The organism is Bacteroidales bacterium (genome assembly GCA_014860575.1).
Lineage (GTDB): Bacteria > Bacteroidota > Bacteroidia > Bacteroidales > JAAYJT01 > JAAYJT01.
In genome coordinates this window covers 1-25,209 of sequence record JACZJK010000056.1, presented here as the reverse complement: position 1 = coordinate 25,209, position 25,209 = coordinate 1, and the positions used below count along the sequence as shown (strand labels likewise).

The 25,209-nt window shown below is 43.2% G+C and carries 14 protein-coding genes and 1 tRNA gene; 12 read left to right on the top strand and 3 right to left on the bottom strand.

Annotated features, from left to right (window positions below; all coding sequences use genetic code 11):
- Window positions 1-4 precede the first annotated feature (4 nt).
- The 11 genes from IH597_14840 (at window position 5) to IH597_14790 (ending at window position 16,576) form a co-directional block, all read left to right on the top strand.
- Complete coding sequence (locus tag IH597_14840) at window positions 5-169, top strand: hypothetical protein (protein ID MBE0663729.1); 165 nt, start codon at window positions 5-7, stop codon at window positions 167-169.
- A gap of 235 nt (window positions 170-404) precedes the next feature.
- The gene (locus tag IH597_14835; GenBank protein MBE0663728.1) at window positions 405-689 is read left to right on the top strand and encodes a hypothetical protein; all 285 of its coding nucleotides are present in this window, start codon (window positions 405-407) and stop codon (window positions 687-689) included.
- A gap of 126 nt (window positions 690-815) precedes the next feature.
- Complete coding sequence (locus IH597_14830) at window positions 816-4,256, top strand: phage tail tape measure protein (protein ID MBE0663727.1); 3,441 nt, start codon at window positions 816-818, stop codon at window positions 4,254-4,256.
- Between the two features lie 62 nt (window positions 4,257-4,318).
- Window positions 4,319-5,932, top strand: coding sequence for a DUF1566 domain-containing protein (locus tag IH597_14825; protein MBE0663726.1), 1,614 nt, complete (start codon window positions 4,319-4,321; stop codon window positions 5,930-5,932).
- A gap of 7 nt (window positions 5,933-5,939) precedes the next feature.
- Window positions 5,940-6,473, top strand: coding sequence for a hypothetical protein (locus IH597_14820; protein MBE0663725.1), 534 nt, complete (start codon window positions 5,940-5,942; stop codon window positions 6,471-6,473).
- 19 nt (window positions 6,474-6,492) lie between these two features.
- Window positions 6,493-8,553, top strand: coding sequence for a hypothetical protein (locus IH597_14815; GenBank protein ID MBE0663724.1), 2,061 nt, complete (start codon window positions 6,493-6,495; stop codon window positions 8,551-8,553).
- A 4-nt stretch (window positions 8,554-8,557) separates the two neighbouring features.
- Complete coding sequence (locus IH597_14810; protein ID MBE0663723.1) at window positions 8,558-12,091, top strand: hypothetical protein; 3,534 nt, start codon at window positions 8,558-8,560, stop codon at window positions 12,089-12,091.
- Between the two features lie 21 nt (window positions 12,092-12,112).
- Window positions 12,113-12,676, top strand: a complete 564-nt coding sequence (locus IH597_14805) for a hypothetical protein (GenBank protein MBE0663722.1) — start codon at window positions 12,113-12,115, stop codon at window positions 12,674-12,676.
- Between the two features lies 1 nt (window position 12,677).
- Window positions 12,678-13,028 (top strand): hypothetical protein, encoded by a 351-nt coding sequence (locus IH597_14800; GenBank protein MBE0663721.1) that lies wholly within the window; start codon window positions 12,678-12,680, stop codon window positions 13,026-13,028.
- Window positions 13,003-14,298, top strand: a complete 1,296-nt coding sequence (locus IH597_14795; GenBank protein ID MBE0663720.1) for a helix-hairpin-helix domain-containing protein — start codon at window positions 13,003-13,005, stop codon at window positions 14,296-14,298. Before IH597_14800 ends, IH597_14795 begins: the two co-directional genes overlap by 26 nt.
- 52 nt (window positions 14,299-14,350) lie before the next feature.
- On the top strand, window positions 14,351-16,576 hold the full coding sequence (locus IH597_14790) for a hypothetical protein (protein MBE0663719.1): 2,226 nt from the start codon (window positions 14,351-14,353) through the stop codon (window positions 16,574-16,576).
- On the opposite strand, the gene IH597_14785 is transcribed toward IH597_14790, so the two are convergent.
- Both IH597_14785 and IH597_14780 read right to left on the bottom strand, forming a co-directional pair.
- Window positions 16,573-17,775 carry a tyrosine-type recombinase/integrase gene (locus IH597_14785; GenBank protein ID MBE0663718.1) on the bottom strand — a complete coding sequence of 401 codons (1,203 nt, stop codon included), beginning with the start codon at window positions 17,773-17,775 and terminating at the stop codon, window positions 16,573-16,575. The genes IH597_14790 and IH597_14785 overlap by 4 nt on opposite strands.
- Window positions 17,776-17,881: 106 nt before the next feature.
- A tRNA-Leu gene (locus IH597_14780) sits at window positions 17,882-17,963 on the bottom strand.
- Window positions 17,964-18,125: 162 nt separating this feature from the next.
- Here IH597_14780 and IH597_14775 point away from each other — a divergent pair.
- Window positions 18,126-23,141, top strand: a complete 5,016-nt coding sequence (locus IH597_14775; GenBank protein ID MBE0663717.1) for a T9SS type A sorting domain-containing protein — start codon at window positions 18,126-18,128, stop codon at window positions 23,139-23,141.
- A gap of 26 nt (window positions 23,142-23,167) precedes the next feature.
- On the opposite strand, the gene IH597_14770 is transcribed toward IH597_14775, so the two are convergent.
- The coding region (locus IH597_14770; protein ID MBE0663716.1) for a serine hydrolase at window positions 23,168-25,209 on the bottom strand (2,042 nt) is incomplete at its 5' end.

Here is a 25,209-nt window from a genome sequence, read left to right as displayed (position 1 = left end):
TATTATGGAACACAGCTCAATTTTTCTGTGGATATTTCTTTCAGTCATAGTATTCTTCCTTATCCGCCCTATTGTATTATGGTATTACAAGATTTACGCTATTGTAGCGAACCTTGAAGACATTGTAAAAGAGCTGAAAAAGCTTAACGACAAAATAAAAGAGAAATAATGCAAACCATTTTGTCGAATTCCATCCTTTTTAATATATATTTGCGCCATCAGTAGTGGTCACCATGACTACAGCTGTACCACAAAAGCGCGATCATGTTCTCAGAATCCTCTTTTACTAACCAAAATATTGCAGGGAAACCCTGTATCTGTGAGAAGCCACCCTTCGGGGTGGTGGAAAGGCTGCGCGGCCTTGTGGCGGATACAGGGTTTCCCTGCATAAGGAGGATTAAATTATGCCACTCTTTGAAGAAGAATCCGGGCCCCTAACGCCCTCAAACAATGACCTGCAAGAAGCTATAAACGAAGTATTCGCAACCTTTGTTGAGAATTTCCCGCCTGCAGCTTCGCGCCAGGAGAACCAGAAAGATATGACCACCGCCGAAATCTTTGAAATGATTAACAGCCACTGCCCCGATGCAATAACACCGGCCAAGTTGGTTACCATGCTTCGCGAAAAAGGTTATATCTCAAACTACGACACCGAAGAACGCCAATTCTGCTGGCTCATCCGGACATAGTATCCACACTTTCCAAACCTAGCCCTGCGGGTCCACAACGTGCAGGGCTTTTTTATTTTTGATCTTCAAAACTGTCCTTTTTGCAGCCCATTCCCTGCCTTTACTTTGCCTGAAAATCACACAACCATGGCAAACGAAACCGCAACCGCAAGGGTTGAACTCGATGGGCAGCAGGCTGACAACCAACTAAAGGAGCTCACTGCAAGAGCCCGTGAGATGAAAAAAGAGCTCAAAGAGCTGCGCCTGGCAAAAGATCCGGGTTATGAAGCAAAAAAACGTGAGTTTGACGCACTTGATAAGAAAATCAAAGACACTCGCAAAAGCACTTTCGACCTCAATGCAGTTATGAAGGATCTTAGCGGTGCCAGCCTCAAAGAACTTACCAGGGCGCAGCGTACACTTAACTCTGAGTTGCGCACAATGAACCGCAATACTGCCGAAGGCAAAAAAGTATTTGCCGACAAAACAGCACAATTGCAGCGGGTTCAAACCGAAATACAAAAGACTACAGCACAGATGCGGGGCTTTAACCAGCAGCAAACTCTTATGCAACGCATTGCCGGTGGCTTCAACCGTTACTTTGGAATGATCGCGGCATTTTCCGCTTCAATCCTGGGGAGCGTAATGGGTTTTAAAAAATTGGTTGAAGAGTTTAACGAATACCAGGCAGCAGTATCAAACCTCAGTGCGCTGACTGGTTTGGCGGGCGAGCAGCTTGACTGGCTGAGTGAACGGGCAAAAGCCGCTTCCACAGGAGCAACCGAAGATGGCGTAAGGTTCACAAATGCAGCCATTGATATTGTAAACGCTTATACACTGATCGGTTCAAAGCGGCCGGAACTGCTTGCCAACCGCGAAGCGTTGGCTGCTGTTACCGAGGAAGCCATGATTCTAAGTAAGGCAGCAAATATTACCCTGGTACCAGCCGCTACCGCGCTTACTACTACAATGAACCAGTTCAATGTTTCAGCCAGCGAAGCCAGAAGGATCATCAATACCTTGGGAGCCGGATCTAAGGTAGGCGCCGGTGATATCCCCTACCTCAATGCCGTGATCGAAAAATCGGGTACATCAGCTTATAATGCTAAAATTGAAATTGAAGAACTGGTTGGAGTTATTGAAGGGATAGCTCCTAAATTCTCACAGCCTGAAATTGCTGGCACACAGCTCAGGACCATGTTTATCCGCCTTCAATCAGGGGCCGATGATGTGAACCCCGCCATTGTTGGAATGGAACAGGCGTTGGATAACCTAGCTGCAAAACAATATTCAGTTGCTGATCTCACTAAACTCTTTGGTCTGGAAAGCATCAACATGGCCCTTGCCCTGATTGATAGCCGTGAAGAAATTAAACGCTACACAGCTGCCGTATCAGATACCAATATAGCTGTTGAGCAGGCCATCATTAACAGCGATAATAATAAAACCAGGCTTGAGCAGGCGCGAAACCGTGCTGCTTTACTCAGGATGGAATTGGGTGAAAAACTTGCACCGGCGCTTACTTTCAGCACCAATGCGTTCAGCTACCTGATAAAGGCCATCATGGGCGGAATTAAATTCTGGGAGGAAAATCGCAGTCTGATCATTGCAACTCTCAGCGCCATCATAGCTTATACTATTGCCACCAATGGAGCTATCATAGCAAAAAAAACATTTACTGCTGTACTTTGGCTGGGAACGAAAGCAATGCAAGCTTTTAATTTAGTTGTTAAAGTTAACCCATGGGCGCTGGCAGCTAGCGCTATTATCGGCCTACTGGTTTACATCAGGCAGCTCGGCCGCGAAACAGAGAGCCTTACAATTAAGCAAAAGGCTTATAATGAAATAAGGCAGCAAGCTACTGAAGGCGCTGCAGAAGAAGTGGCGCAACTCGATAAGCTTTTTACAGTATTAAAAAATACGAATATTACTGCTGAAACACGTAATAGACTAATCAAGCAAATAAATGATCAATACAAAGATTATTTGCCTAGCCTGCTTTCAGAAAAATCAACACTTCAGGAAATTGAAACTGCATACAATAATGTTGCTACCGCTCTCAGAAATAAAATTGAGATGGAGGTTCAACAGGAAAAAGCGAAAAAGCTATTTGCTGAAGCTGATATTAAAAAAGATGAACTGAAGGCTATTGAAGGAATGACTGCTGCCGAATATAACAAGCAGAACAACATCGTTGAAGGTGTACGCGGAGCAGCACGTGAAAGAGCCATTAATGGATTAAAGAAAGAGATTAATGAAATACTCGAAGTATATAATGAATTGATGAACCAGGTTGCCAAAACCCCGGGAGCATTTCCCCCTCCTGCTGGTGGTGGTGAAGATGATACACCGGATCCGGATCCAAACGGAGATGTTTCTACAGCATACGAAAATATTACCAAAGCCATCAACGACGCGCGTAAAGCCCAGGCTGCTTTCGTGGCTGAGGGGAATTATGCTGCTGCCAGGCAAGCTGATGTCGTAATTAAAACCCTTGAGGCTCAAAAACTGGTAATTGATGGTATCATTGCCAATGGTGGTGATGTTATTGGATTCCTGGATAATCTCACTGATTCAGAAGAAAGCCTTCTGCAGGAAAGCGATGCTTTTAATAAAAAATTCCTTGAAGATTGGAAAGGCACCTTTGATGAAATTAAGTCGCGGAAGGAACAGGATCACCAGGAGGATTTGGATAGAACCAGTAACCGTATTCAGTTTGAGCTTGATGAAGAGGCTAAGAAAAACGCGAAAAAGGAAAAGCTGGAAAAGGATTGGGAAAGTGCGCGTAAGCAAATTGTTGATGATTCTCTCAATGCCGGTTTCCAGATGTTCACAAACTATATCAATTCTCAGTATGACCGGCAAATGTATGCCCTAAATCAACGCCGGGATGCTGAACTCAACAATGAAAACCTTACCGCTGAACAGCGGGAAAAAATACAGGAACGCTACCGGGTACAAGAGGCGAAGATTAAAGAACAGGCATGGAAACGCCAACATCGTGCTGATATAATACAAAGTATAATCAATACAGCGCTTGCTGTAAGCCGGGCATGGTCAGCAGCTCCAGGAGGCTGGGCTAATTTACCTATGGTAGTTGCTGCCGGTATTTCAGGAGCTTTACAAACTGCGGTAATTGCTTCTCAGAAAATGCCTCAGTTTGTCAAAGGCCGCTACAATGTTATCGGTAAGGATGACAACAAACTCTACAAGGATGTTCCTTTTATGGGCCCTGCCAAAACAGGAATTTACAGAAACGCTTTGGTAGGTGAGAAAGGCGATGAGCTTATCATTGATAACCCCACACTGCGCAATATCCGTGTAAACTTCCCGGAAGTAATGCAGGCCATTCACGCTGCCAGGGTTCCACAATACTCACAAGGGCGCTTATCGGATCCACCGGCCGCAACCACCAACCAGCAACCAGCAACCAACAACCCACAACCAGCAACCGACCCCGCCCTACTCGCCGCCCTAAACCGCCTCAACGATAAACTCGATCAGGGCATAGAATCATACCTGGTTTACCAGAAGTTCCGCAAATTCGAAGACAAAGTATCTCAAACCGAAAACGACAATGCGTTATAACCGGAATTAAAAAACTGTCCTTTTCTCTAACCCCCCTCCAAACGATCTTTGAATGATGAATCTTGAATTTTGAATTTGACCCCATGCTTACCCTCGCAACCAACATACACGAATTCCGCCTCTCCGGTACCCCCACCTTCGTTAAGGTGCATACCGACCAGGCTGCTCAACCCAATATCCGGATTGATCTGAGTGTAATTCATTTTAAGTGGGATGACACTATTGAGTTGATCGGAACCGACAGCCAGACGCCCGGTTCAGATGGCAACTGTGATTTTGAAATCAGCGAATACTTTAATGCCATTATTAAACCCGGGTTTACCTTTCCGGGCACCAGCGCTATCAAAAAGCATGAAGCAGCCGCTCGCAGATACACGCTGTGGTGTAATGAGTATTATGGCAATCCACCAATTCCGAGGCATACGCTTTTGGTGCCAGAACCTTATTATGCCGTGAAAGGCTTAATCCCAAAGTGGGCACACAATCTGTTCTACAGGAAATACTCAAGCTTCGATGCAAAGCTAAAAGCAGGCGATACCTTACTGAGCTTTATGCATCTGATTTCTGTTGTCAGAAATCAGAAATATGTACGCCTTGTATCAAAGTCTGATATACTCAAGCTTTTCATTTTGCTTACCGAAGATCCGGCTTCAACTGTCAAAATCAAACTCGACTTTGTATTTACCGATGGCTCAGTTGGAGAAGACTTCTTTTTATCTGAAACCCTTACAGCTAAAAAAGGCCAGCAAATTGAGATTGATGCCGGTTATAACGACCTGGGGCTCCCGGGATTGATTCCAGCATTCTTTCCTGGTAAAACCGTTGCCTCATATACCGTCACACCTTACGATGGCGAAACTACTGCCTTACTTGACTTTCAACATACATATATCATTGATGAAAGTTACTCTCCTTACCGCCGCCAGTTTCTTTTCCGCAACTCGGCAGGGGCGTTTGATACAATTGTTACCACTGGCCAGGCATCCAGCGAAGTAGCTTATGAGTATGAAGTTGTGAACACTCCCTTCTGGCCAGGCGCTTCAACGGCAAACAAAAAGAACATCCGCACCACACAGGAAGAATCAATCAAGTGCAATACCGGCTACGTATCTAAAGACCTGCTTGCATACTTGCCTGAATTCTTTGGTTCGGAAGAAGTGTATGAGATCTTGGACGGTAAATTAATTCCCATTGTTTTCAACAATCAAACCATTCTCCGGTCCCGGGATAAAAGCGGATTGTACCACGTTGACTTTGATTACTATCATCTGCAGTCACTCGTTCCAGAAGTGGTTGCGCCAGCTACACCATTGCAGGTGGGTGACCCTTATGAAGGCGGCATTGTTGCCAGAGTAAATGAAACCACCATACTTATCCTTGCCCTTACTCCCACCCAACCTTTAAGTTGGAACCAGGCCACTGCTGCTGCAGCCGCTTATCAAAGTGGTGTGTTTACGGACTGGCGTCTCCCAACCCGGGACGAGCTGCTGACCATTCGAATGAACATTTTTCTCAGCCATAACGAAACGGCAGAACTTGAAGACCACTACCACTGGACCAGCGAAGACGATGGCGCCAGCGCATGGGCACGCTCCATGGATCCAAACAACGAACTGCTTTCAGATAAAGAATCAGCTTACTACTACCGGCCAGTAAGGGTAAAGGCATTAAACTAACAATACTATGTCAGAGGTATTTAAAATCAAACGAACTAGAAAGCCAGGAGTAAAGCCCAATGTAAACCATTTCCCTGACAGTGAAACTGCGATATGGAACCAGGCAGATGGAAAGCTTTGGGGTTTGAGGATTGATGAAAATGGTGAGAAGCTTGTCGTGCTAATTGGTGGAGGAATAAACAGCATTGGCGAAGTTCACTCACGGCTGCACTCAATAACCAGCGAAGCGGATCACGCCCCAGCGCCTCAAGAACATTGGGGGAAGTACGTCAGAGCAGAACCGGGAACTGGAAAGATCATATTTGATGACTTACCATTACAGGGTGTAGCAATAGTGTTGGTTGAAGGAATGGCTGGTTACATTGAAACACATCAACATAATCTTGGCGCAGATATACAGGTGGATTTCTATCATGTTTATCCTGATGGTGAGGAAACAAAAAGGAAAATGATATTTGTGCATTACGATATTAATAGTGTTGGCAGAATTTATTGGGAATCCACATTTATACTTGATTCCCATATTGCAGTAATTAAATAACCTCAAATAAACAGAAATCATGGCAGAAAGAAGAACTTTTGGTCAGGGGCTGGATATCCAGCACAACGACATTCTTAATCAGCTTATGTATGGTGTTGCTACAGCTGCAAACGCAGCCACTTACCTTGGAACCATTAAGCGCAAAATTGTATATCATGCGGAATCCGGTGGTCGGTTAATGTACCGTGGTGAAAGCGCAAACCACACCCTGGCGGTTTCATCAGATGTGAAAAATAACTTCATTGAATTGAATGATACACCTGCTAACTACTCAGGAGCAGCCGGTAATTACATGCGGGTAAATTCAACTCCAAACGGGTTGGAGTTCAGAACCACTGCCCAGGTGTGGAGTGACATCCAACCCACAATGGGAGTATTGACAGCAACCGGATCAATAAGCTTGGATAACAGTACCAGACAACTTATTGGCGGGGCTGCTCAAATTAGCCATTTGACTACAGCTGGACACAAACATATCCCTACGGGTGGCTCAGCAGGCAATTGGTTGAAATATAGTGCATCAGGTACTGCTACTTGGGCTAATATTACTTGGTCTGATATTGGGAGCATTCCAAACGATATTGTGTATCTAAACGCGGTGCAAACGTTGACGAATAAAACGTTTTCTGCTGACTTGAATACACTCATAGGTAAATCAGGTGATGATTCTGGTGGTGATTTGCTTGTGTATAATACATTGGGAGCCAAATACCAAAGAAGGGCTAAAGGGTCAACTGGTCAGGTATTAATGTCCGAAAATTTTGATATTGCTTGGACTTCGCTAACATCAAGTCATATTTCCAACTTTTCTGCAACTGTTTTAGGTACAGTTTTAACTGGATTTACATCAGGAGCATCAACAACTATTCTTGCAACAGATAACATATTGCAAGCCTTTGGGAAAACTCAGGGGCAGGTAAATAATCTGTATGACCTTGTTACACTTGGTATACACAATCGTCCTGCTTGTAAGGTAGCATTTGATAATCCTGCTGCACAATTAACAACTACGACAAACACAATTGATAACGTTACAACAATTTCTGGAATGAGGGTAGTTGTTTTTGATTCAAGTAGTGCGACACAAATTAACAAAATATACCAAGCAAGCGGTACTACTGGTAACTGGACATGGACAATTCAGCAAGACGGAACTGGTGCTGATTTACCACAGGAAGGTCATACTGTTTGGGTAGGGGAAGGCCAAACATATGAGGATACCAAATGGACTTTTAACAGTACCGCATGGGTTCAAATTGGTGGAACAGGATTTTACACAGCCGGAACAGGAATTGCTATTTCAACCGGGAATGTAATCAGTTTGGCTACAATTACAGCAAGGTCAATTCTTGCCCGTGCTACAAATTCATCAGGTGTTCCGGCTCAATTACAATGTGGTGCAGATGGTAGGGTGTTAATGCAAACATCAAGTGCGCTTGTTTTTGCGGAAATAACCAACGCTAATATTTCAGCTACAGCCGCTATTGCATGGAGTAAAATGGCCAATCTGCCCACAAGCACTGTGGTTGTTGTAGGAATCGACGGTAAAGTTACCACACAAGAAAATCTTGAAGTACCCAGGGGTGGTACAGGATTAGGAACCGTAACAAATGGAGCCTTGTTACTTGGCAATGGCACAAATCCATTAGTTGTTTTAGCAATAGGAACTGCAAACCATTTTCTCAAATCTCATGGAACGGGAAATTCATACTCATCTTATGCAATGCCTGCAACAATTACAGAGGGAGATGTCGGAAAGTTTCTAAGGGCAACATCAACAGGAGCAATTGGCTTAGAGGCCATTTCTTTCACGGAGCTTCCAGCCCGCACACTTGCCACATACCCGGTTCGCCTGTCTTCAGCAGCAAATACAGTTACGGTTACAGCAGCTACCCACGGTTTTGATGAAATTGTGGATGTAATGATTTGGAGAGCTGAAAGCGGAACTTACCGGAAATACGAAGTTGACTATCAAGTTAACGCTTCCTCTAAATCTGTTGTTTGTGATTCAAGTGAAAACTGGCCTGCAGGCTCTTACTTGGTAATTACAGGATTCAAAGGATCGGTTGTAGGAGACTAATACAATGGGGAAGGGAAAGCGGTTTGCTTACTTAGTTGAGTTTGCTGATACCTCTGATTTGGTAGCAGTAGAAGCTGGCGCAATTGGCTTTGGAGTAAAATCTGGTGAATTATATCACAAGACCCCAGCGGGTGTCGAAAGTTTAATTTACCACTCAGGAAATATTAGTTCTGCTGGCCTTGTTCCCTACACCGGTGCAACTGGCGATGTTGACCTTGGAAAATTTAAGCTAACTTCAGGAAGAGTAGTAGTAAAAGGCACTGTAAATATTATTGATATTCATCCTGTTAGGATTCAAATTGATTTCACAGGGAGTGGTAATAATATAGACTTTTCAGCTGACGGTTATTTCTTTTCGCAGCAGAAAACACTATTTGCTACACCTGCAACCGGGTATGCTTCTATTAATCTACCTCATGGCGCAACTCCTACTGCTTTTGCCAATGGCGATATATGGACTACTTCAAGCGGAGTATTTGCAAGGGTGAATGGTGCTACAAAGAGGTTAGATATTCAGTCAGAAGGCTCTCTTAATACTTTCAATACTTCTAATGGCAGCGGAGGCTGGGTTGCTACAAATTTAGAAATGTATGGTTACGGCTATATCAGGAATAGACTATTGCCTACAACGCTTTTTTATTTAGGCGATGATGGGATAATAGAACTGATTTGTGAAAATAGCATAACACTCAGAGCAGATGATCAACAGATTAGAAAGTATGACTCAACTTTATATGTGCCTACAAGCGACCACAGTCTTGTAAATAAAAAATATGTTGACGATAACATTCCAAGTGTTTCTGGATTTATTTCAGGAACACTAGCTAATGGTTATATTCCTGTTGCTACAGGTGTTAATACACTTGGAAATAGTTTACTTTACCAGGACAGCGTTAATGGCAGAATTGGATTCGGTACGACTGCTCCACAGAAACCTTTCCAAGTTGTCTCAGATGATCAGGTTTGGTTTGATAGACATAAAGACGATGCTATTGCTGCCGGTGTTGTTTATAATAAATCAAGAGGAACTTTTGACGTACCTGTAAATTGTGATGTAGATGATGTTATCGGAGCAATTGCTTCAAGAGCCTATTATAATAATGGATGGAGAACAGTAGGTAATATTCAATTCAAAGTCAAAGCAGGAACGGGTACTCTTGCCGCCGGTTCTATTACATTCAGAACATCGCGGGAACAAGTCGTAACAGATGCTATGCTACTTGCCCCAAATGGCTACCTAGGCATCGCTTTACCAATGACAGGGGCCATATTCAATGTTGATCCTACAGAAGCTTTGCACGTTGGAGCAAATGCGCGAATTGATGGAAATTTGGGAGTTAATATTGCTGTTGCTACTGAGAGGTTACACGTATCAAATGGAAACATTAGAGTATCAAGGAATGATGCATCGGCTATTTTATATTTGGAGCGAGATTATTCTGCAACACCTGGTACGCAGGAAACAATAGCAAATATTAGGTTACAAAATTCAAGTTCTGTTGCCGGAAACGGTGCAATTTTAATAAATTCCCTTAGAAAAAGAAGTGATGGTGCACATGAAGGTATGCAATCCATATTTGACCCTATTTCATCCACATGGAAAGAATTCTTCCAAATAAACGCAGCTACCGGAAATGTTGAGGTTAGGAGTGGCATAGTTAACTACAGTTTTCTTAATACGGGTGTCGTTAGTTTTACAGGAAACGTTGGCATCGGCATTTCTCCTACATCGCAACTTCATACCACAGGCAGTGTCAGGTTTCAGGGTTTGGCAGTGAATACTTCATTCACAAGAGTAGCTGTTGCTGATAATAGTAATAGTTTAGGATATGTAGTTAAGGACACGTTTTGTCATAATGGAGTTAACTACAATTTCGGAAGCCAGTTAGCTTGGGCAAGTACGCCTGCAATAACAAGTAACATAAGATTCGCAAATAACCAGTATCTAATTGCTCCTACTTTCGTAATGGGCAGAGAGGATTTATTGTACAATATTGATAGAAGAGCATTGGTTGATACTGGCATTTCTATTTCAATGCAGAATATACCCGGAAGTGCTTCGGCTTTGTTTGATGGGAATAACTCCACAGGGAACCTTACGATTGATATATCTGCTATGAGTGAGGGCAATCCTTCCACATGGGCAGTTATAGAAATTGCACACAGTAACACTGCTACAGCTTTGTTTAATAGAATTGATTGGGCAGGAGCAACAGTACTGATAGGTACTCAGGAAGGTTGGGGTTATTTGGGTGGTTACACGAATAACAACATGATAACCTCATTCAAGTTTGAAATCAAAAGTACACACGATGGTAACTGGTACACAACAAAAGATTATTCAGGCGCAGGATTGTCATTGACTTCTATGTTTTCGTTTGCACCTATGGATTCGGTCGCTTATACGGCAGGAGCAAGAAGCGCATCAGCAATCAGGCTTTCAATACGTGGTGCCGTTGGATACGGAGCTTCATCAGTCATATATTTAGGCACTTTTTCATTATTTAATACATTTCCTAATGCTCGTATTTCTGAATCTGTATTATCGCTAAGTTCAAGAGGAAGCACGGGATACGGAGATTATTTGTTTTACGGAAGTACTGCTACTTCTGCCGCTTCTGTATTGAGGCTTTTCAGTAGTACAGGAACGCAGATGTTTACGTTTCGTAATGATGGTAGGTTTGGATTGGGTATAACAAGTCCGCTGGCTGATTTAGTAGTTGGTAATGGTGGTAGGGCTGCTATCGAAACCTCTTTAATCCTGGGAGTACCGAATGCTAATATTTTCACACCTGACGCTGGAATATCACTTTATACAGCAGGCTCCATTATATGCAATCCATTAGCAGGTAGCGGAGTAAGGAATGTAGGCATAGATGCCAGCGGTAAATTTGTGCTTCACACAATCACTGCAACTCAACCAGCAGGCAGTGATACAGAGATTCAGTATAATAATAATGGAGTATTTGGAGCGTCATCTAATTTCAAATACACAGCATTAGGTTTGGATGTTTCTGGTTCTGTTCATGCTATAAAAGCAACTTCATTGGCTGGTAGGGCTGCGGATATTATTCGTAGTGGAACTTTGACAGCAAATAACTCAGTTGAAACCATGTATTTGCAGAGAGTTTACAATAGCAGTTACAATGTTACCGGAACTATACTGGGAATAAGGGATGTTCTTAGTGGTTCAGGGGTAAAGGCTGGTTCTTTGATAAAAGCAACTATTGAGGATAGTGGCAGCATGACTGTGCTGGATTTCAATGCAAGGCAAGTATCAGGAGCAACTAACATCGCTTTTATGATGGGAACATGGAATGATATGACTTCGGGTAAATTGTTTGCACTGAAAAACACCGGACAGGAAAACTTTGCGGTAATGCACAACGGTGCAATAGTAACGGGAGCAGGAAACAGCACGTTTTTGTTTGAGAGCCTTCTCACAGGCACAGTTACCCCAAACCGGAAAATCAGAACAAGAATAAATGGGAATATAGTAGAAATACCAGCATATTTTGATACCGAAAATCCTTCTTAATATTCATCAAAACAAATTTTTATGAACACAGAAATCAAATTAAAAAATGGTGACATTGTTGAACGCTACAACATGCTTAACCAGGTATTAAACCTCAAAGGCGTGAAACTGCTTTATGCACGGGATCGTAACTTAACAAAGCTTGCAGCACTGGCGCACCCTGGAAATGCTGCTGAGGGAAAACCACCAAGGGATTTATCTTTTGAAAAACGTTTCCCGAAATCAGCTGCATACAAGGAATATGAGAAAAAAAATCAGCAAATGTTTGAGGACCTTTCTAAAGATGAGAAAGGAAATCCAAAAACTAAGACAATAACAAATCCACAAACAGGTCAATCACTCGAAGTTTTTGATGTGGATATTACCTCAGATAAATACTTGAAGGCAAAGGCAAAACTTGAAAAGGAATATGCTGATGCAATTAAAGAAATGGCAGACAACCGGGAAAAGTACATTGACTTCCTCAATTTAGATTTTGAATTCCCGGAAGAACTGAAACTGCATACCATTTCACTTGAAGATGTGAACCCTGATATTTCAGAAATGTCATTCACGGCAATAGCGTGGATGATAAAAGATGAGTAACATGGAATATTTTATTCATCCCTTAGCCCTTGCTGCGTTGGTTCCTCTCATTGTGGAGGCACTAAAGCAGCAACTTAAGTGGAAGCACAAAGTGTTATTCACTGTATTCAAACGAGAAATTGTAACAGCTCAGATAGTCAGTCAAGTAGTTGCAATGTTACTATCCTTTTTGGGATGGAAGTTTAACCTTGGATTCTTTTCTGAGCTTAATCTTTTCTACTCAATGTCATGGGGAATATTTATCGGACTAGCATCAAACGGTGCATTTGATGCCGGATACCTAAACATAGTGTACCAATTTTTCAATCAACTTAAACCCAAAAACAATGAAAAAGTTAATGACATTTCTTAGCATTATGCTCATTGGGATGATGAGCTTTGCACAAACAATTGAAATCACGGTAAAGAAAAACAATCAGAAGCATGAAGTTTCTGTATTTGATTTTACGTCGTGGGTTAAAGGAGCAAAGGGAACTTTGTTTGTCCGGGTTCCAGGCATTAACAACGGTAAAACCTTTGAAGTAAAAGAACCGTATGAAGCCACTACTCAGGCAAGGATTGACATGATGAAGGTGAACCCGGAAGGTGCATTTATTATTTCAAACAAGTTCAAATACAGTTCTTCTAACCTTGCAACAGGTAATGAATTTATTGTTGATCTGTGGGGCACCCCGGGAACTCATACAATCACTTTGCCGCAGGGCATTGAGTTCGTAAGCAGTGCCGTCGAAAATTACCAGATTAGTTACGGTGCTACTGCCCTTAATATATTTTATGTAGAAAGAACGCACCAGGACAATCTAATCACGCTGAAGATCACCCCTGCCACGTATTGGTCAAGAGAAGGAGATTGGAAACTATGGAGAGGTCCAGATTGGTATTGGGGAACACATTCCGTACTCCCTGAGCAACAAACGGGAAAACGCTACATTGGCTATCTAACACTGAAATTTACAGCGACGGGAACTTTTACCATTCCTGAGATGGTGGGTGGAGTCTTTTTTGTAGAAAGCCTGAAAACTCCTGTTGAACCGATACCAACAGTTGTTCCTATTGCAGCAACTATTATAAGTTGGCAAACACCACGCCCTACATGGGCAACAAATTTAGCAGATTTGATGATACAGATGAATCACCCGGTCAATCAATCAATCACCGGACTTGATGTAAACGGTAAATATGTACATAAGGAAAGTATTGTTAACGGTGCATCAACTACTAATTACCCTTTTAAAGTTATTTGGCGGGCTGACGATGTTGATCCTTCAAAGATCAACCAAGCGCAATACATTATGGGAGACGTTCAAGATTTTAATCCTTCCGGACTAGTGCTTAAACCGGTATGGGAAGTTTGGATATTAAGCGAAGCACCTACTGTATTTCCATTTCCAAACGGTGTATTCCCGGCTAAAGAACCAACTGTGATGGAAGCACCGGTAAGCAATATGATCAATATTAACACTGCATCACTGGAAGAGTTGCAGGGTATAACGGGGGTGGGCAAAGTATTGGCAAAGCGTATATTTGACGCCAGACCTTTCACTGACGTTAAGGACTTGGAACGTGTTTCCGGAATTGGTGCTAAGTCGGCACAAGATATTGGAAAGCAAGTAAGCTTTTAACCCTAAACTGGCTGTTTTCTTTGAATTTTGAATCTTGAATTTTGAATTTACCATGTTAAGCCTCCGCCTCGGTTCCACTCTCGTCAACACAAAGTCCGCCGATATCCCGGTGGTTCTTCGCAATCCGCTATTTGTTACAGATGAAGGAAAAATCCCCGGATCCTTCATCTTTAACTTTAGTGTACCATTGACTGAGGAACTGAAGCGCGAGCTCTCATTCGCCCACCGCCCGGCAAGAAAAGGAAAGCCAACGTGGCAGCATCCTTTCTTGCTGCGCTTTGGGATCCTGAAATTTGCCGGCACAGCAAACATTACCGAACTCAACAATAATGAGGTAGAAGTAAGCATGCCCGTTGATGTTGGCAGCCTGAGCGCAGCATTTGGCAATACCAGGCTCCGCGACCTGGATATTGATGAAACAGTTCCCTGGGATCCGAAAATCACCTTTGCATCCTACAGCCAGTTATTTGAATATTCAGACAATAATGTTAACCCACGCGATTTTGTTATAATTCCAGATGTACTTACCATAGATAGTTTTTCGGCCTTCGATGTGACTTCAGGTGAATGGACATGCCCTGCAGATGGAATCTATTACTTGAATGTTGTTTTAAACTGGGCGTTTAAAAAGCGTACCGTTGGCGATGATCAGGTGGATGCTGGTAAAAATCCAAAATTTATTGTCGAGAAAAACGGAATGGCAACGTTGTACTTCACAGATATTACAAGTAACAACTTTGTCTTTAATGGACCTTTGGGACTTCTTGAAGGGGATGTAATAAGGTTTATATTTAATGTTGAACCAGTGTTTTTTTGGCCGGTGTACTGGCTTCAATTTCACTTCGATCCTGGATGTAATATCTTTATTGATGATGGTACCACACCATTCGCTGAAATACCCCAGCAAACCTGGCCCGATGTTAATTTTTCAGTCTATCCCTATCACAACCCCGAGGCCATGGGCAACCTGCCCGACAGCCTTTTCAAGATTGATATCAACGATACAAAAGATCAACTTTCGCGCTTCGCACCCGTGGTAAATTACTATCGCGATGGAGTGTTTCCCTGGGTCGTTCACGGCCCGGTAAACGGCATTTATTATAGTTTACTCAACCTTTTTTCACCCTCGCCTTACCTGGCTTTCATCATCAAAGAAATTTTCAACCACACCGGGTATCATATTATAAACAACGTTTTCAACCAGGCCGATCTCAAAACCATCGCATGCATCACCCCCGATATTATCAACAATTATTTCCCTGCAGGCAATGCGCCGTTGCTGAAAACCTTCCTGCCCGATGCAGAAATCAGGGATTTCCTTCGAAACATCTGCTCCACCCTAGGCATTGTGTTCAAAGTCAACAACCTTTTGCGAACCATCACTTTCGCGCACATTGACGATATCATCAACGATACCGGCAGTATTGAGTTCAGTAATAATATTGTGAGCGTTCCCAGGCTTAGCGCCGAAGATTTTGAGGGTTATATCATGCGAACCACGCCGCCAAAGTGTAATTACATTGGTAGCTTCCAGAAATCTCTCGATGGTATCACTATAAAGGGAGAAGTAAGTTTATGGAACAATCTGCCATCCACAGGCAATGAGGTAAACGATGCATTCTTTGTAAGGCGCTGGCGTGCCTGGTTCATCTGGAATTATGATCCCGATTTCGGCGTCTATAACTGGATATTCCATAGCATTGACTATTCTAAAGAAGTAAGCAGCTTCGATCCGGAAGAAGAAGACAAAGCATTAAAGCTTGAGTTGCCATTAGCAGCCCCGGCCGCTTTTGTTTATCATCCCGAATATCCAAACACTGATCCAACCATCGGCGGCAATTCCCGTGGCTGGCATATTCCCGCCTACCACCATGCCGGCAATTTTGAAATTCTGCCCGAAGCCTATCGTTCTGAACCCGGTTTCGCGCTCGTTCACTACCGCGGCTTACAAACGGACAGTAACGCCGCCAATTATCCCATGGCCAGCAACGATGTGAATGATTACAATAACGATAAGATCAGCGATGCCAACCTTGGTTTGCGGCCCGATGGGCAATACGGCCTATACGAAAAACGTTGGAAAAACTTTATCCAGTGGCGCCTGAGCTCACCAGGCGAATACACTATTGAAAAACACCTTACTCCCCTCGAAATCTCCAACCTCGATTGGTTCAAATGGCATAAGATTCTCGGAGTGGATTACTTGTTCAAAGAGATCCGGTTCAGTATCCGGAATGATCACATCACAGTTGCTGAGATTATTGCTTACAGGCGTTAGATCCTAGGGCCCTCTTTCTTAATCTTCACAGAACTTGTGCCCATCAATTCCTGTGTATATTCTATTGTTTGATCCAAACTCTGGTGCCCTGCCTGGTTCATGATCTCAAGCCAGTCGGTTCCGGCCAATTTTAACTCAACCATACCAGTATGCTTGAATGCATACAACCAATACTCCTGGCTTAACCCGGCCTCTTTTCTTATATTTTTAAACCGGTTATACATGTAGTTGCGGCCAACCATCCGGGCTGCCGGTTCGCCATTAACGCCTATGATAAAATGATTTCCTGAAGCTCTCTCATACTTTTTATCAATAAGCTCCTGCAGGAAGTAATCCGGTATGTCAACAATGCGTTGCTTGTTTGTTTTCGCAATTTCAGCCGGTACCGTGATCCGTCCGCGTGAAAAATCTATGTTTTTTATCTTGAGCTTGCGAAGCTCCCCGGGTCGGATTAGACAGTTAAAAATCATTTTTATAACTATCAGCATTTGCGGATCCATACTTTCCATGATCGTCACAAGCTTTTTTATCAGCGTTTCGTTGTAGATACGCGGCTTATTGGATTTACCTGGTAAGCGCTTCACACGACTAAAAACATTCTCTTTAATTGCCTGCTCATCTATCATGAAGTTCCATAGCGATCGCATCAATGTAGTATATTCATTAATGCTTTTGTTTCCGATACCCCTATCTGTTTGAAGATAATCAATGAAAGCATCGGCATGTTTTTTTGAAAATGCCGCAGGGTGAGATCCAGACAAGTCTTTATTCTTTATAAAGTTTTCAAGGTACCTGAACTTGCTTTTATATGTTGTGTAGGTTGAGGGCCTTACTTCCTTTTTCTTTTGATCCAGGAACCTTGATGCATAGAATCTGATATCCCGGATGCTCGATCGCTGCCGGCCATACTCTTTAGCTATATGCTGATATTCCAGGTTGTCAGTATAAATTACTTTCTGATCACCTGTAAAAGGGTTCCAGCCGTTTTTCAATTTCAAACGTAACTCTTCAATGAGCTTTTTAGCCCATCGGTGTTTGGCTTCTTTAGTCTTAAATCCTGAAAAACCTTTGTATTCCCGGAAGCGCTGCATCTTGCCAGTAGACGGGTTTCGTAGGGAGTAAAAAACAAACCACTGCTTTGTAAGATCGCCTTTATAATCATGCAGTTGCGGCATGATTATCAGTTTTTGTCTGCTCATTTGTTGTGGATTGCTTGATTTAACAGGCATTCAGGAAAACGGTTTTGTCTGTAATTACAAACCGTATGCGCAACTATTTCTTTTAGAACTATTTATAGCGTTTTCGTGCGGAAGAGGGGACTCGAACCCCTACGCCTTTCGGCACCAGATCCTAAGTCTGGCGCGGCTACCAATTACGCCACATCCGCAAATTTGAAAGCGGGTGCAAATGTATAAATTTTCTGAGAGATGGACAAGCCCCGAGGCGAGGCTTCTTATTATCGAATTTGATCTGATCAACTAATTGCCGTGTTCAAATTCGGATAATAACCATTAGCTTTACACTCTCAATCAATATCCTTTTTTCACCGATGTGTTTCAAACTCCTGCCGCGACTTTTTATTTTCCTGATATCACTGCTTTTGTGCAGCAACACTGCTTTATGTGAGGTTGATAAAAACAGCGCTTCACTGCCCAGGAGTTGGAATGGTTTTATGTTGTCGCCGCATGGTTCGTACCGCTCGCTTTTCATTTATGTGAATATTATTTATGATGCCTCTGTTGCCGATTCTGTGGCAAGCAATGAAATCTGGCCTCAGTCGCAAACCGAAGGCATCAATGTTGATACGGCTTCCTGGCCAACTTATCTTACTGATTTTATTGATGTTGAATACGATCCTGAAAACATTCACGGAATGTTCACAAAACTCTTTGCCGAATCATCTTTCAACAAGCTGATTCTAACAGGCGATTTCATGATTGTGAACATTAAGCACAGCAGCGTCAGCCTGGGTGGAGAATTCAAATCCATCCCGCTTCTTGACAGCGTGATGCAAATGATCAACCTAAATGGAGGACTGAATACACTAAACGGTTACAACAGCATTCAGGATTACGCAAGTTCTGACCCAACCAAATTTGACCTTGTGCATTTCATAATCAGAAATGCCCGGTCCGGATATGGTGATTACTGGCCCGGAAACGGTTCAGCAGGCGCAGGCGATTGGATCAGGTTAAAAACCAGCGATGGAGAAACATATTCTGCGCTTCAATCCTCTGTTCAATGTGTCGGAAATATTGATATTTCTCTGAATCCAACCTCGATCATCATTCATGAATTTTCTCATCTGATCTTTGGCCCAAATAGTTTTCACACTTCGGGCGGGCATAGCTGGGGAGGCAAAATGTGCTTTCCGGCTATTCAATATGGTTATGGACTGATGGGTGCCGCAAGCTCCGGCCTGGTGAACTGCAATGGGTTTGATCGCTTCAGGGTTGGATGGATGAGTGATGAGAACACTACCAGCTGGCCCATTACAGCATTGGGAGTTATTTCAGACATTAGCAGGGAAAATGGAAACCAGTCTTTTATGCTCCGCGATTTTATAACAAGCGGAGATGTGGTTCGCATTAAACTTCCTTTTATTCAGGCGCCGGCATCCAACCAGTACATCTGGCTTGAAAACCATAAAATGCTTGACAGCACGCTGAATTTCCTGCAATATTCCAACACCAACCCTGAATGCCGGCCCCAGGCAAAGAAAGGTATTTATGCCTACTATCAGGTTGGAAAAGATACAATTGACGGTTCAACTGGAATTGTTTACCCGGGCCATGATACTGATAACCTGAAAATGATTTGTGCCAACGGATTTTATGATCAGGTGTATAAAGGCACGATCCCCGGCAGTTGTGTTGGTACAGGAGCGTTCGACTATTTTGCCGATCAATCGCCCAATCCATTGTCAGGTAATAATGATCTTAGTGCGTATTTTCTTGATATCCCCGGCGATGACACTTTGAAGCCAGGCATCCATGCTAAAAATGCGATGGCAAAAACTTATTTCCATTCCCCGAATGATACTGTCAAACACCTGCCCTACCTGATGAGCGACATCAATGCTTTTCAGGGGTTTAATGAAATGAGCCTGAACACAAATCCAGCGCCGTTTAATACGGCAACATACTACCACAGCCCGTATGTGGAAAATAACACCAGGCTTACTGAGACGGTTGAAACGTTCAGAAATTTGCCTGAGGTCTATATTTCAGGCCTGAAGATCGCTATGACCCCAATTGATGAAGATGATTACCTGGTAGACATTTCGTGGGACAACTATGACCTGCACACTGAAGTTCGCTGGACGGGGCAGATTGTGCTTCACGAAATGCTTTATGTGAAACCAGGTGCCACACTCCTGCTCGATCAGAGCGGTACAGCGGGCAGCATTTATCGTCATCCTGTCAGCGGAATGTTTTCTGCGCCAACACAATTGCGCTGTGCCGGTGGTTCACTCATGGTTCAACACGATGAATCAACAGTGAAACTGGATAATAATAGTACTTTGCTGCTGGAATCCGGAAGCCATTTTCTATCCGAAGGCGGATTACTAAGCATAACCAACGGAAGCTTCCTGCGCGTTGCTTCGGGAGGAGTTTTTGAGCAGCGTCAAAATGCCATGACAAATATTGAAAATTCTGGCACTTTGCTCATTGAGCAAGGTGGCCATTACATCATTGACGGCGGCAACACAACCATTAAACCCGGCGGCAGGCTCGAAATTGAAAGCTGCGCAACCATTGAAATACGCAACGGGGGAATGTTGGCTATCCAGGGCTTTGCTGAAATCTGCCTTCATCCTGGTGCATTTTTTATTATTGACTCTATGCAGAACCTTCAATTTAGTTTTGGGTTCAGCACAGGAAACTGCATGGAGTTCACACCAGCAAATTTTGAGCATACTGTAATTGCAGCGCCGCCAACTTTTCTCATCCAGGGAAATGTTGAGTGGAACAATGTAACTTACAATTATACTGAAGACCTGCGCATTGATTCGGCCGCAGTTTTCAATCTGAGTGGTGGAAGTGAACTTCGCTTTGCAGCGGGCAAAAAACTTATTGTGGAAAGAGGCGCCAGCCTATCGATTGCCGACAGCAAGCTTACAAATCTTTGTGCGAACCAAGCCTGGAGTGGTATTGAAGTGTGGGGCGATGCAAAAAAAAGCCAGTTGGAACCCGGTGCGCAAGGTCTGCTCTATATTTCTGACCGTGCATTGATCGAAAACGCAATCATTGGCGTATTGGCCGGAAAGACATTCAGCGAAACTTTTGAAACGGATGCTACAGATATTGACCCGGCTTTTGGAGGTGGAATTGTAGTTGCAAACATGGCCTTTTTCAATAACAACCAAACAGGAATCTTTCTGGCACCATATGAGAACCTCAATCATGAAAACGGTTTGATCCTTAACAATGCCAGCAGGATTGAGAACTGCGGTTTCAATTGCACCAGTATGCTTTTCAGCCAGATGGATTTCATTAAATTAATTGGCGTAAGGGGCTTGGAAATCAATGGAAACATCTTTTCCCAGCCGCCAACGCTGAATGCTTCAACAACCGGAATTTTAAGCCTCAATTCAAGTTTCAGGGTTGGAGAATACGGTGCTGATCGTTCAACCATATCAAAGCAAACTCAAGCCAGCAGGTTTGAAAACCTTCGATATGGCATTAAAGCCCTTGGAACCGGCTCAGAAAAAACATTTGCTGTTGAAAACGCACTTTTTGTCAACAACACCCTCGGCATCTTTTCCAGCGCAAATTATAACTTTTCGATAGTGGGATCGGATTTTAAGATCCAAAATCTCAGTTCTTCGAAACCGAGAAAAAGCGGTTTATATGTGGATGGCCCTGTATATGGGTTTCAGATAACCGAAAATCAATTTACTGGCAATTACTCAGGAACATCTTTTGGCAGTGGCTCCGCAACTGGTATTGCATTTAACAATACCGGTTCACACAGCAATGTGCTTTACAACAACCAATTTGATTCCTTGTACATTGCGATTCATGCCATGAACCAAAACCGCGGCCGTGACAATTACTCTGGGCTCTGCATTAGTTGCAATGATTTTGGCCTGAACCGACATGCTATTTTGGTGATCCACGACAGTACTTCGACGGGTCCCTCAGGTATTGCACATTACCAGGGAGGGATTGGAAACAGCACAAATGCACTGGGTGGAAATACTTTCCTGAACTCTGATTTATGGGAGTCACATTTTTACGTTCATGGAAAACCAATGGTGTATTTTTATCCTAATACCACTAGTACAGAGGCGCTTGTAAAACCAACCCAACTCACTCCAAATGCTGTGTTCCTGCTGCCAAATAACAAGCCCTATTTCAAACCAGCGTCTTGTACTTCAACAATGAATAAGTGGTTCGAACCGGATTACCATGAGCTAAGAATTAATTACGAAACCAGGTTGGTCCTACTTCAAGAAAAGCTTGATAAATACCAGCGGCTAATTGATGGTGGGGATACGGAATTACTTTTACAAAAAATAAATCTGAGCCATCCTGGTGATGCAATCGAATTGCGCCGACTATTGCTCAACTTTTCGCCCTGGCTGTCTGATACCGTTTTAATAAGCGCCATCGGTCTGCGTCATGTCTTGCCAGATTTTATGATCCGTGAAATCATAAAAGCAAATTCCCATGCCTCCAAATCGCCACAGCTAAATGCAGCGCTGATTTCCCGGTTCGGTAAATTGAAGGATGATTTTGCTGAAATTGTTATTCTTGGAAAGCAATCATTATCTGCAAGGGAAGCATTAGAGGCTGAAATCCTGAATACAAAAGCGGGCCTTCAACAAACGCTAATGCAACTGATGCTGCATTTAATGAATGATTCATATGATCCCGGAACTGACGATGAGCTTCTAACTCTATTACTTGAACAAGCTTTACCGGAATACTGGTATATAGCAGCCATGATGCTTATGGAGCAGGGAAATATTTTTGATGCCAGCGGAACTCTCAATGCCATGCCGGCCAGGTTTGCTTTTAACACCAGCGAAGCTGCAGCTCATGGCAATGTAAAATCCATGATAGAAAAAATGTATTTTCTCTCGCTGCAAAGAAAAAACCTGCTAGTCCCCGACAGCGTCACCATTCAATGGTTGTTCGGGATCAGAAATACCGGCTTAGAACCGGCCGCAACTTACGCCCGAAACATCTTAATTTCCGCAGACGCTCTTACTTACGAACCACATCTTATTTACCCAAAGCAATCTGAAGCTCCACCCTCTAAGCCTCCTGATATTGTTGAATATCCCCCCAGGATTTCAATTATGAATGTCTTTCCAAATCCTGCGCTGGATTATATTTTGGTGGATTATGATCTTAGCATCCTGAACCCATCGCAAAACGATGACCAACAAATTATCATTACCAGTGCAGAAGGGCGGAATCTGAGTTCGATAAAACTGGGCAAATTGCAAAACCAGTTGCTGGTATCACTAAAAGATTACCCTGCCGGCATTTATATTATGAGCCTGTATGACGGTGGAACGCGGATTGAAAGTAAGCGGATTGTGGTTTACTAGGCGCTTGCATCATTCAATTCAAATCATCATTCCAAATGGTAAATCCCTGCCGCATTCCTTTTTTCGATGGCATCATAAAACACCTGATGAATTGCAGTGCGGATGTTGAGTTTACCAAGATTATTCGGAGTTGCCGAAGGATGAACCCTGTTGGACAGGAAAATGTACACCAGGTTGACTTCCGGGTCAGCCCAGGCATAAACACCCGTAAAACCTGAGTGACCAAAGCTGGAATTAGAAACCGACAAACTTGTGGGGCCATCTTTTTCTCGCTTCAGTTGGGGCTTATCGAAACCCAGGCCTCGACGGTTATCATTCAGCGGACTTTGTGTACGGGTAAATTCATCCAGCACATGTGGTGCAAAATATTGCTTGCCTCCGTACGAACCCCCATTCATCAACATTTGCATTACAATAGCAAGATCATTTGCGGTTGAAAACAAGCCGGCATGACCGGCAACTCCACCCATCATTGCGGCGCCCGGATCATGAACAAAGCCATGCAGTAGCTGTTTCCTGAATTCCTTATCATCTTCAGTCGGAACTATGCGGTTCAAACCGAAATGTTTATGCGCATTGAAAACCGTGTTGTGCATTCCAAGTGGTTCATAAAAATATGTATTGTTGAAAACGTCAAAAGGCATTCCTGAAACGCGTTCCACAATTTCTTTGAGCCAGTAAAATCCGAGGTCACTGTATAAATATCCTTGTTTCTTAAGCAAAGGAGAAGTCGCAATAGTGTCAAAAATATATGGAAGGTAGTTGTTGTTCATATACAAATCCTTGGCCACTTCGATGCTGAAATCATTATCCTTTTTAGTGCTAAAAACCGCGGGATCAAGAACATTGTTTGTTAAATATTTTTTGTAAAAAGGTATCCATGACTGTATGTTGGCCTGATGGGCCATCAGGTCTCGGATAATGATGTTACGCTTATCAGTTTGCTGAAGCTCAGGAAGGTAATGAGACACCCGCTGGTCAATATCAATCAATCCATGTTGTTGTAAATACATGACCGATAAGGTTGTGGCAGCAATCTTTGTAAGTGAAGCCACATCGTAAATATCATCTGACTTCACTTCCTGTTTGCGGTCGTAGGTATGATGGCCGTAGCTTTTGTCGAAAATCACCCTGCCATCAAGCACGGCCATTACACGGCAACCAGGATATGCTTTTTGTGCGATCCCATTCATTGCAATCAAATCTACATTTCTGAGCCATGCCGATTCGATCCCGCATTCTTCAGGAACACTGTATTTGAGCCGCTGCAATGATTCAGTGCTGAAGCCATCACCGGATTTCAAAGAGGCAGTAGTGCTTACGGGTAATTCGCCAGTGACCCGGAAAGCGCCAAATAAAGCCTGGGCTGCCAGATCGACACTCAAATCAGTATCGTGATAAGCGACCATGATTGCACTGATTTTATCAAGAGGCTCAAACAATGAAAGACTGTAGGGATTTCCGGCAAGCACCAACACCACACGGGTTTTATTGCCCAGCGATTGTACAAAGTTCCGGGTTTGTTTGCTGATGCCATATTCTTTAGGGTCCTGACCTGTGCTTCGAACGCAAACCAATACCATATCGTAATTCTCAAGATTGCTTAACAACCTTTTCATTTGCTCCTCAGAAGCCGCCTTATCCATTGTAAAAGTTGTAGCTTTGGCATAATTGCCCACGCGATCCGAGAATGCATTTCCCTTTGATCCGATCTCAAGTGTTGCGATCCTCATTGTATCCGGCCGCATGAATGGCAGCAGGCTATCACTGTTTTTTGTGATTGTCAGGGTGGCTTCAATAAGACGGCGGTTAAGCAGTTTGGCCTCCTCACTGTTCAAATCAACATTGAGGTTGCTTACAGTAATTTGCGGCCTGCGATAAAGCCCTGACCGAAATTTATACGCCAGTACTTTCCGGCACCTTTCTTCCAACAAAGTTTCTGAAACAATTCCTTTGTCTATTGCATTTTTGATATTGCGGATAGCGTGGGGGGTGTCTACCGGAAGGATCAAAATATCATTGCCTGCCAACAAGGCCTTGATTTCAACAGAATCGGGATGAACATAAT

What these genes read in the sequence shown, in the direction of transcription:
- IH597_14810 (MBE0663723.1), top strand. Translation starts at nt 8,558, where the DNA reads ATGGGGAAGGGAAAGCGGTTTGCTTACTTAGTTGAGTTTGCTGATACC.
- IH597_14820 (MBE0663725.1), top strand. Translation starts at nt 5,940, where the DNA reads ATGTCAGAGGTATTTAAAATCAAACGAACTAGAAAGCCAGGAGTAAAG.
- IH597_14800 (MBE0663721.1), top strand. Translation starts at nt 12,678, where the DNA reads ATGGAATATTTTATTCATCCCTTAGCCCTTGCTGCGTTGGTTCCTCTC.
- IH597_14785 (MBE0663718.1), bottom strand. Translation starts at nt 17,775, where the DNA reads ATGAGCAGACAAAAACTGATAATCATGCCGCAACTGCATGATTATAAA.
- IH597_14840 (MBE0663729.1), top strand. Translation starts at nt 5, where the DNA reads ATGGAACACAGCTCAATTTTTCTGTGGATATTTCTTTCAGTCATAGTA.
- IH597_14775 (MBE0663717.1), top strand. Translation starts at nt 18,126, where the DNA reads ATGTGTTTCAAACTCCTGCCGCGACTTTTTATTTTCCTGATATCACTG.
- IH597_14795 (MBE0663720.1), top strand. Translation starts at nt 13,003, where the DNA reads ATGAAAAAGTTAATGACATTTCTTAGCATTATGCTCATTGGGATGATG.
- IH597_14830 (MBE0663727.1), top strand. Translation starts at nt 816, where the DNA reads ATGGCAAACGAAACCGCAACCGCAAGGGTTGAACTCGATGGGCAGCAG.
- IH597_14835 (MBE0663728.1), top strand. Translation starts at nt 405, where the DNA reads ATGCCACTCTTTGAAGAAGAATCCGGGCCCCTAACGCCCTCAAACAAT.
- IH597_14815 (MBE0663724.1), top strand. Translation starts at nt 6,493, where the DNA reads ATGGCAGAAAGAAGAACTTTTGGTCAGGGGCTGGATATCCAGCACAAC.
- IH597_14790 (MBE0663719.1), top strand. Translation starts at nt 14,351, where the DNA reads ATGTTAAGCCTCCGCCTCGGTTCCACTCTCGTCAACACAAAGTCCGCC.
- IH597_14805 (MBE0663722.1), top strand. Translation starts at nt 12,113, where the DNA reads ATGAACACAGAAATCAAATTAAAAAATGGTGACATTGTTGAACGCTAC.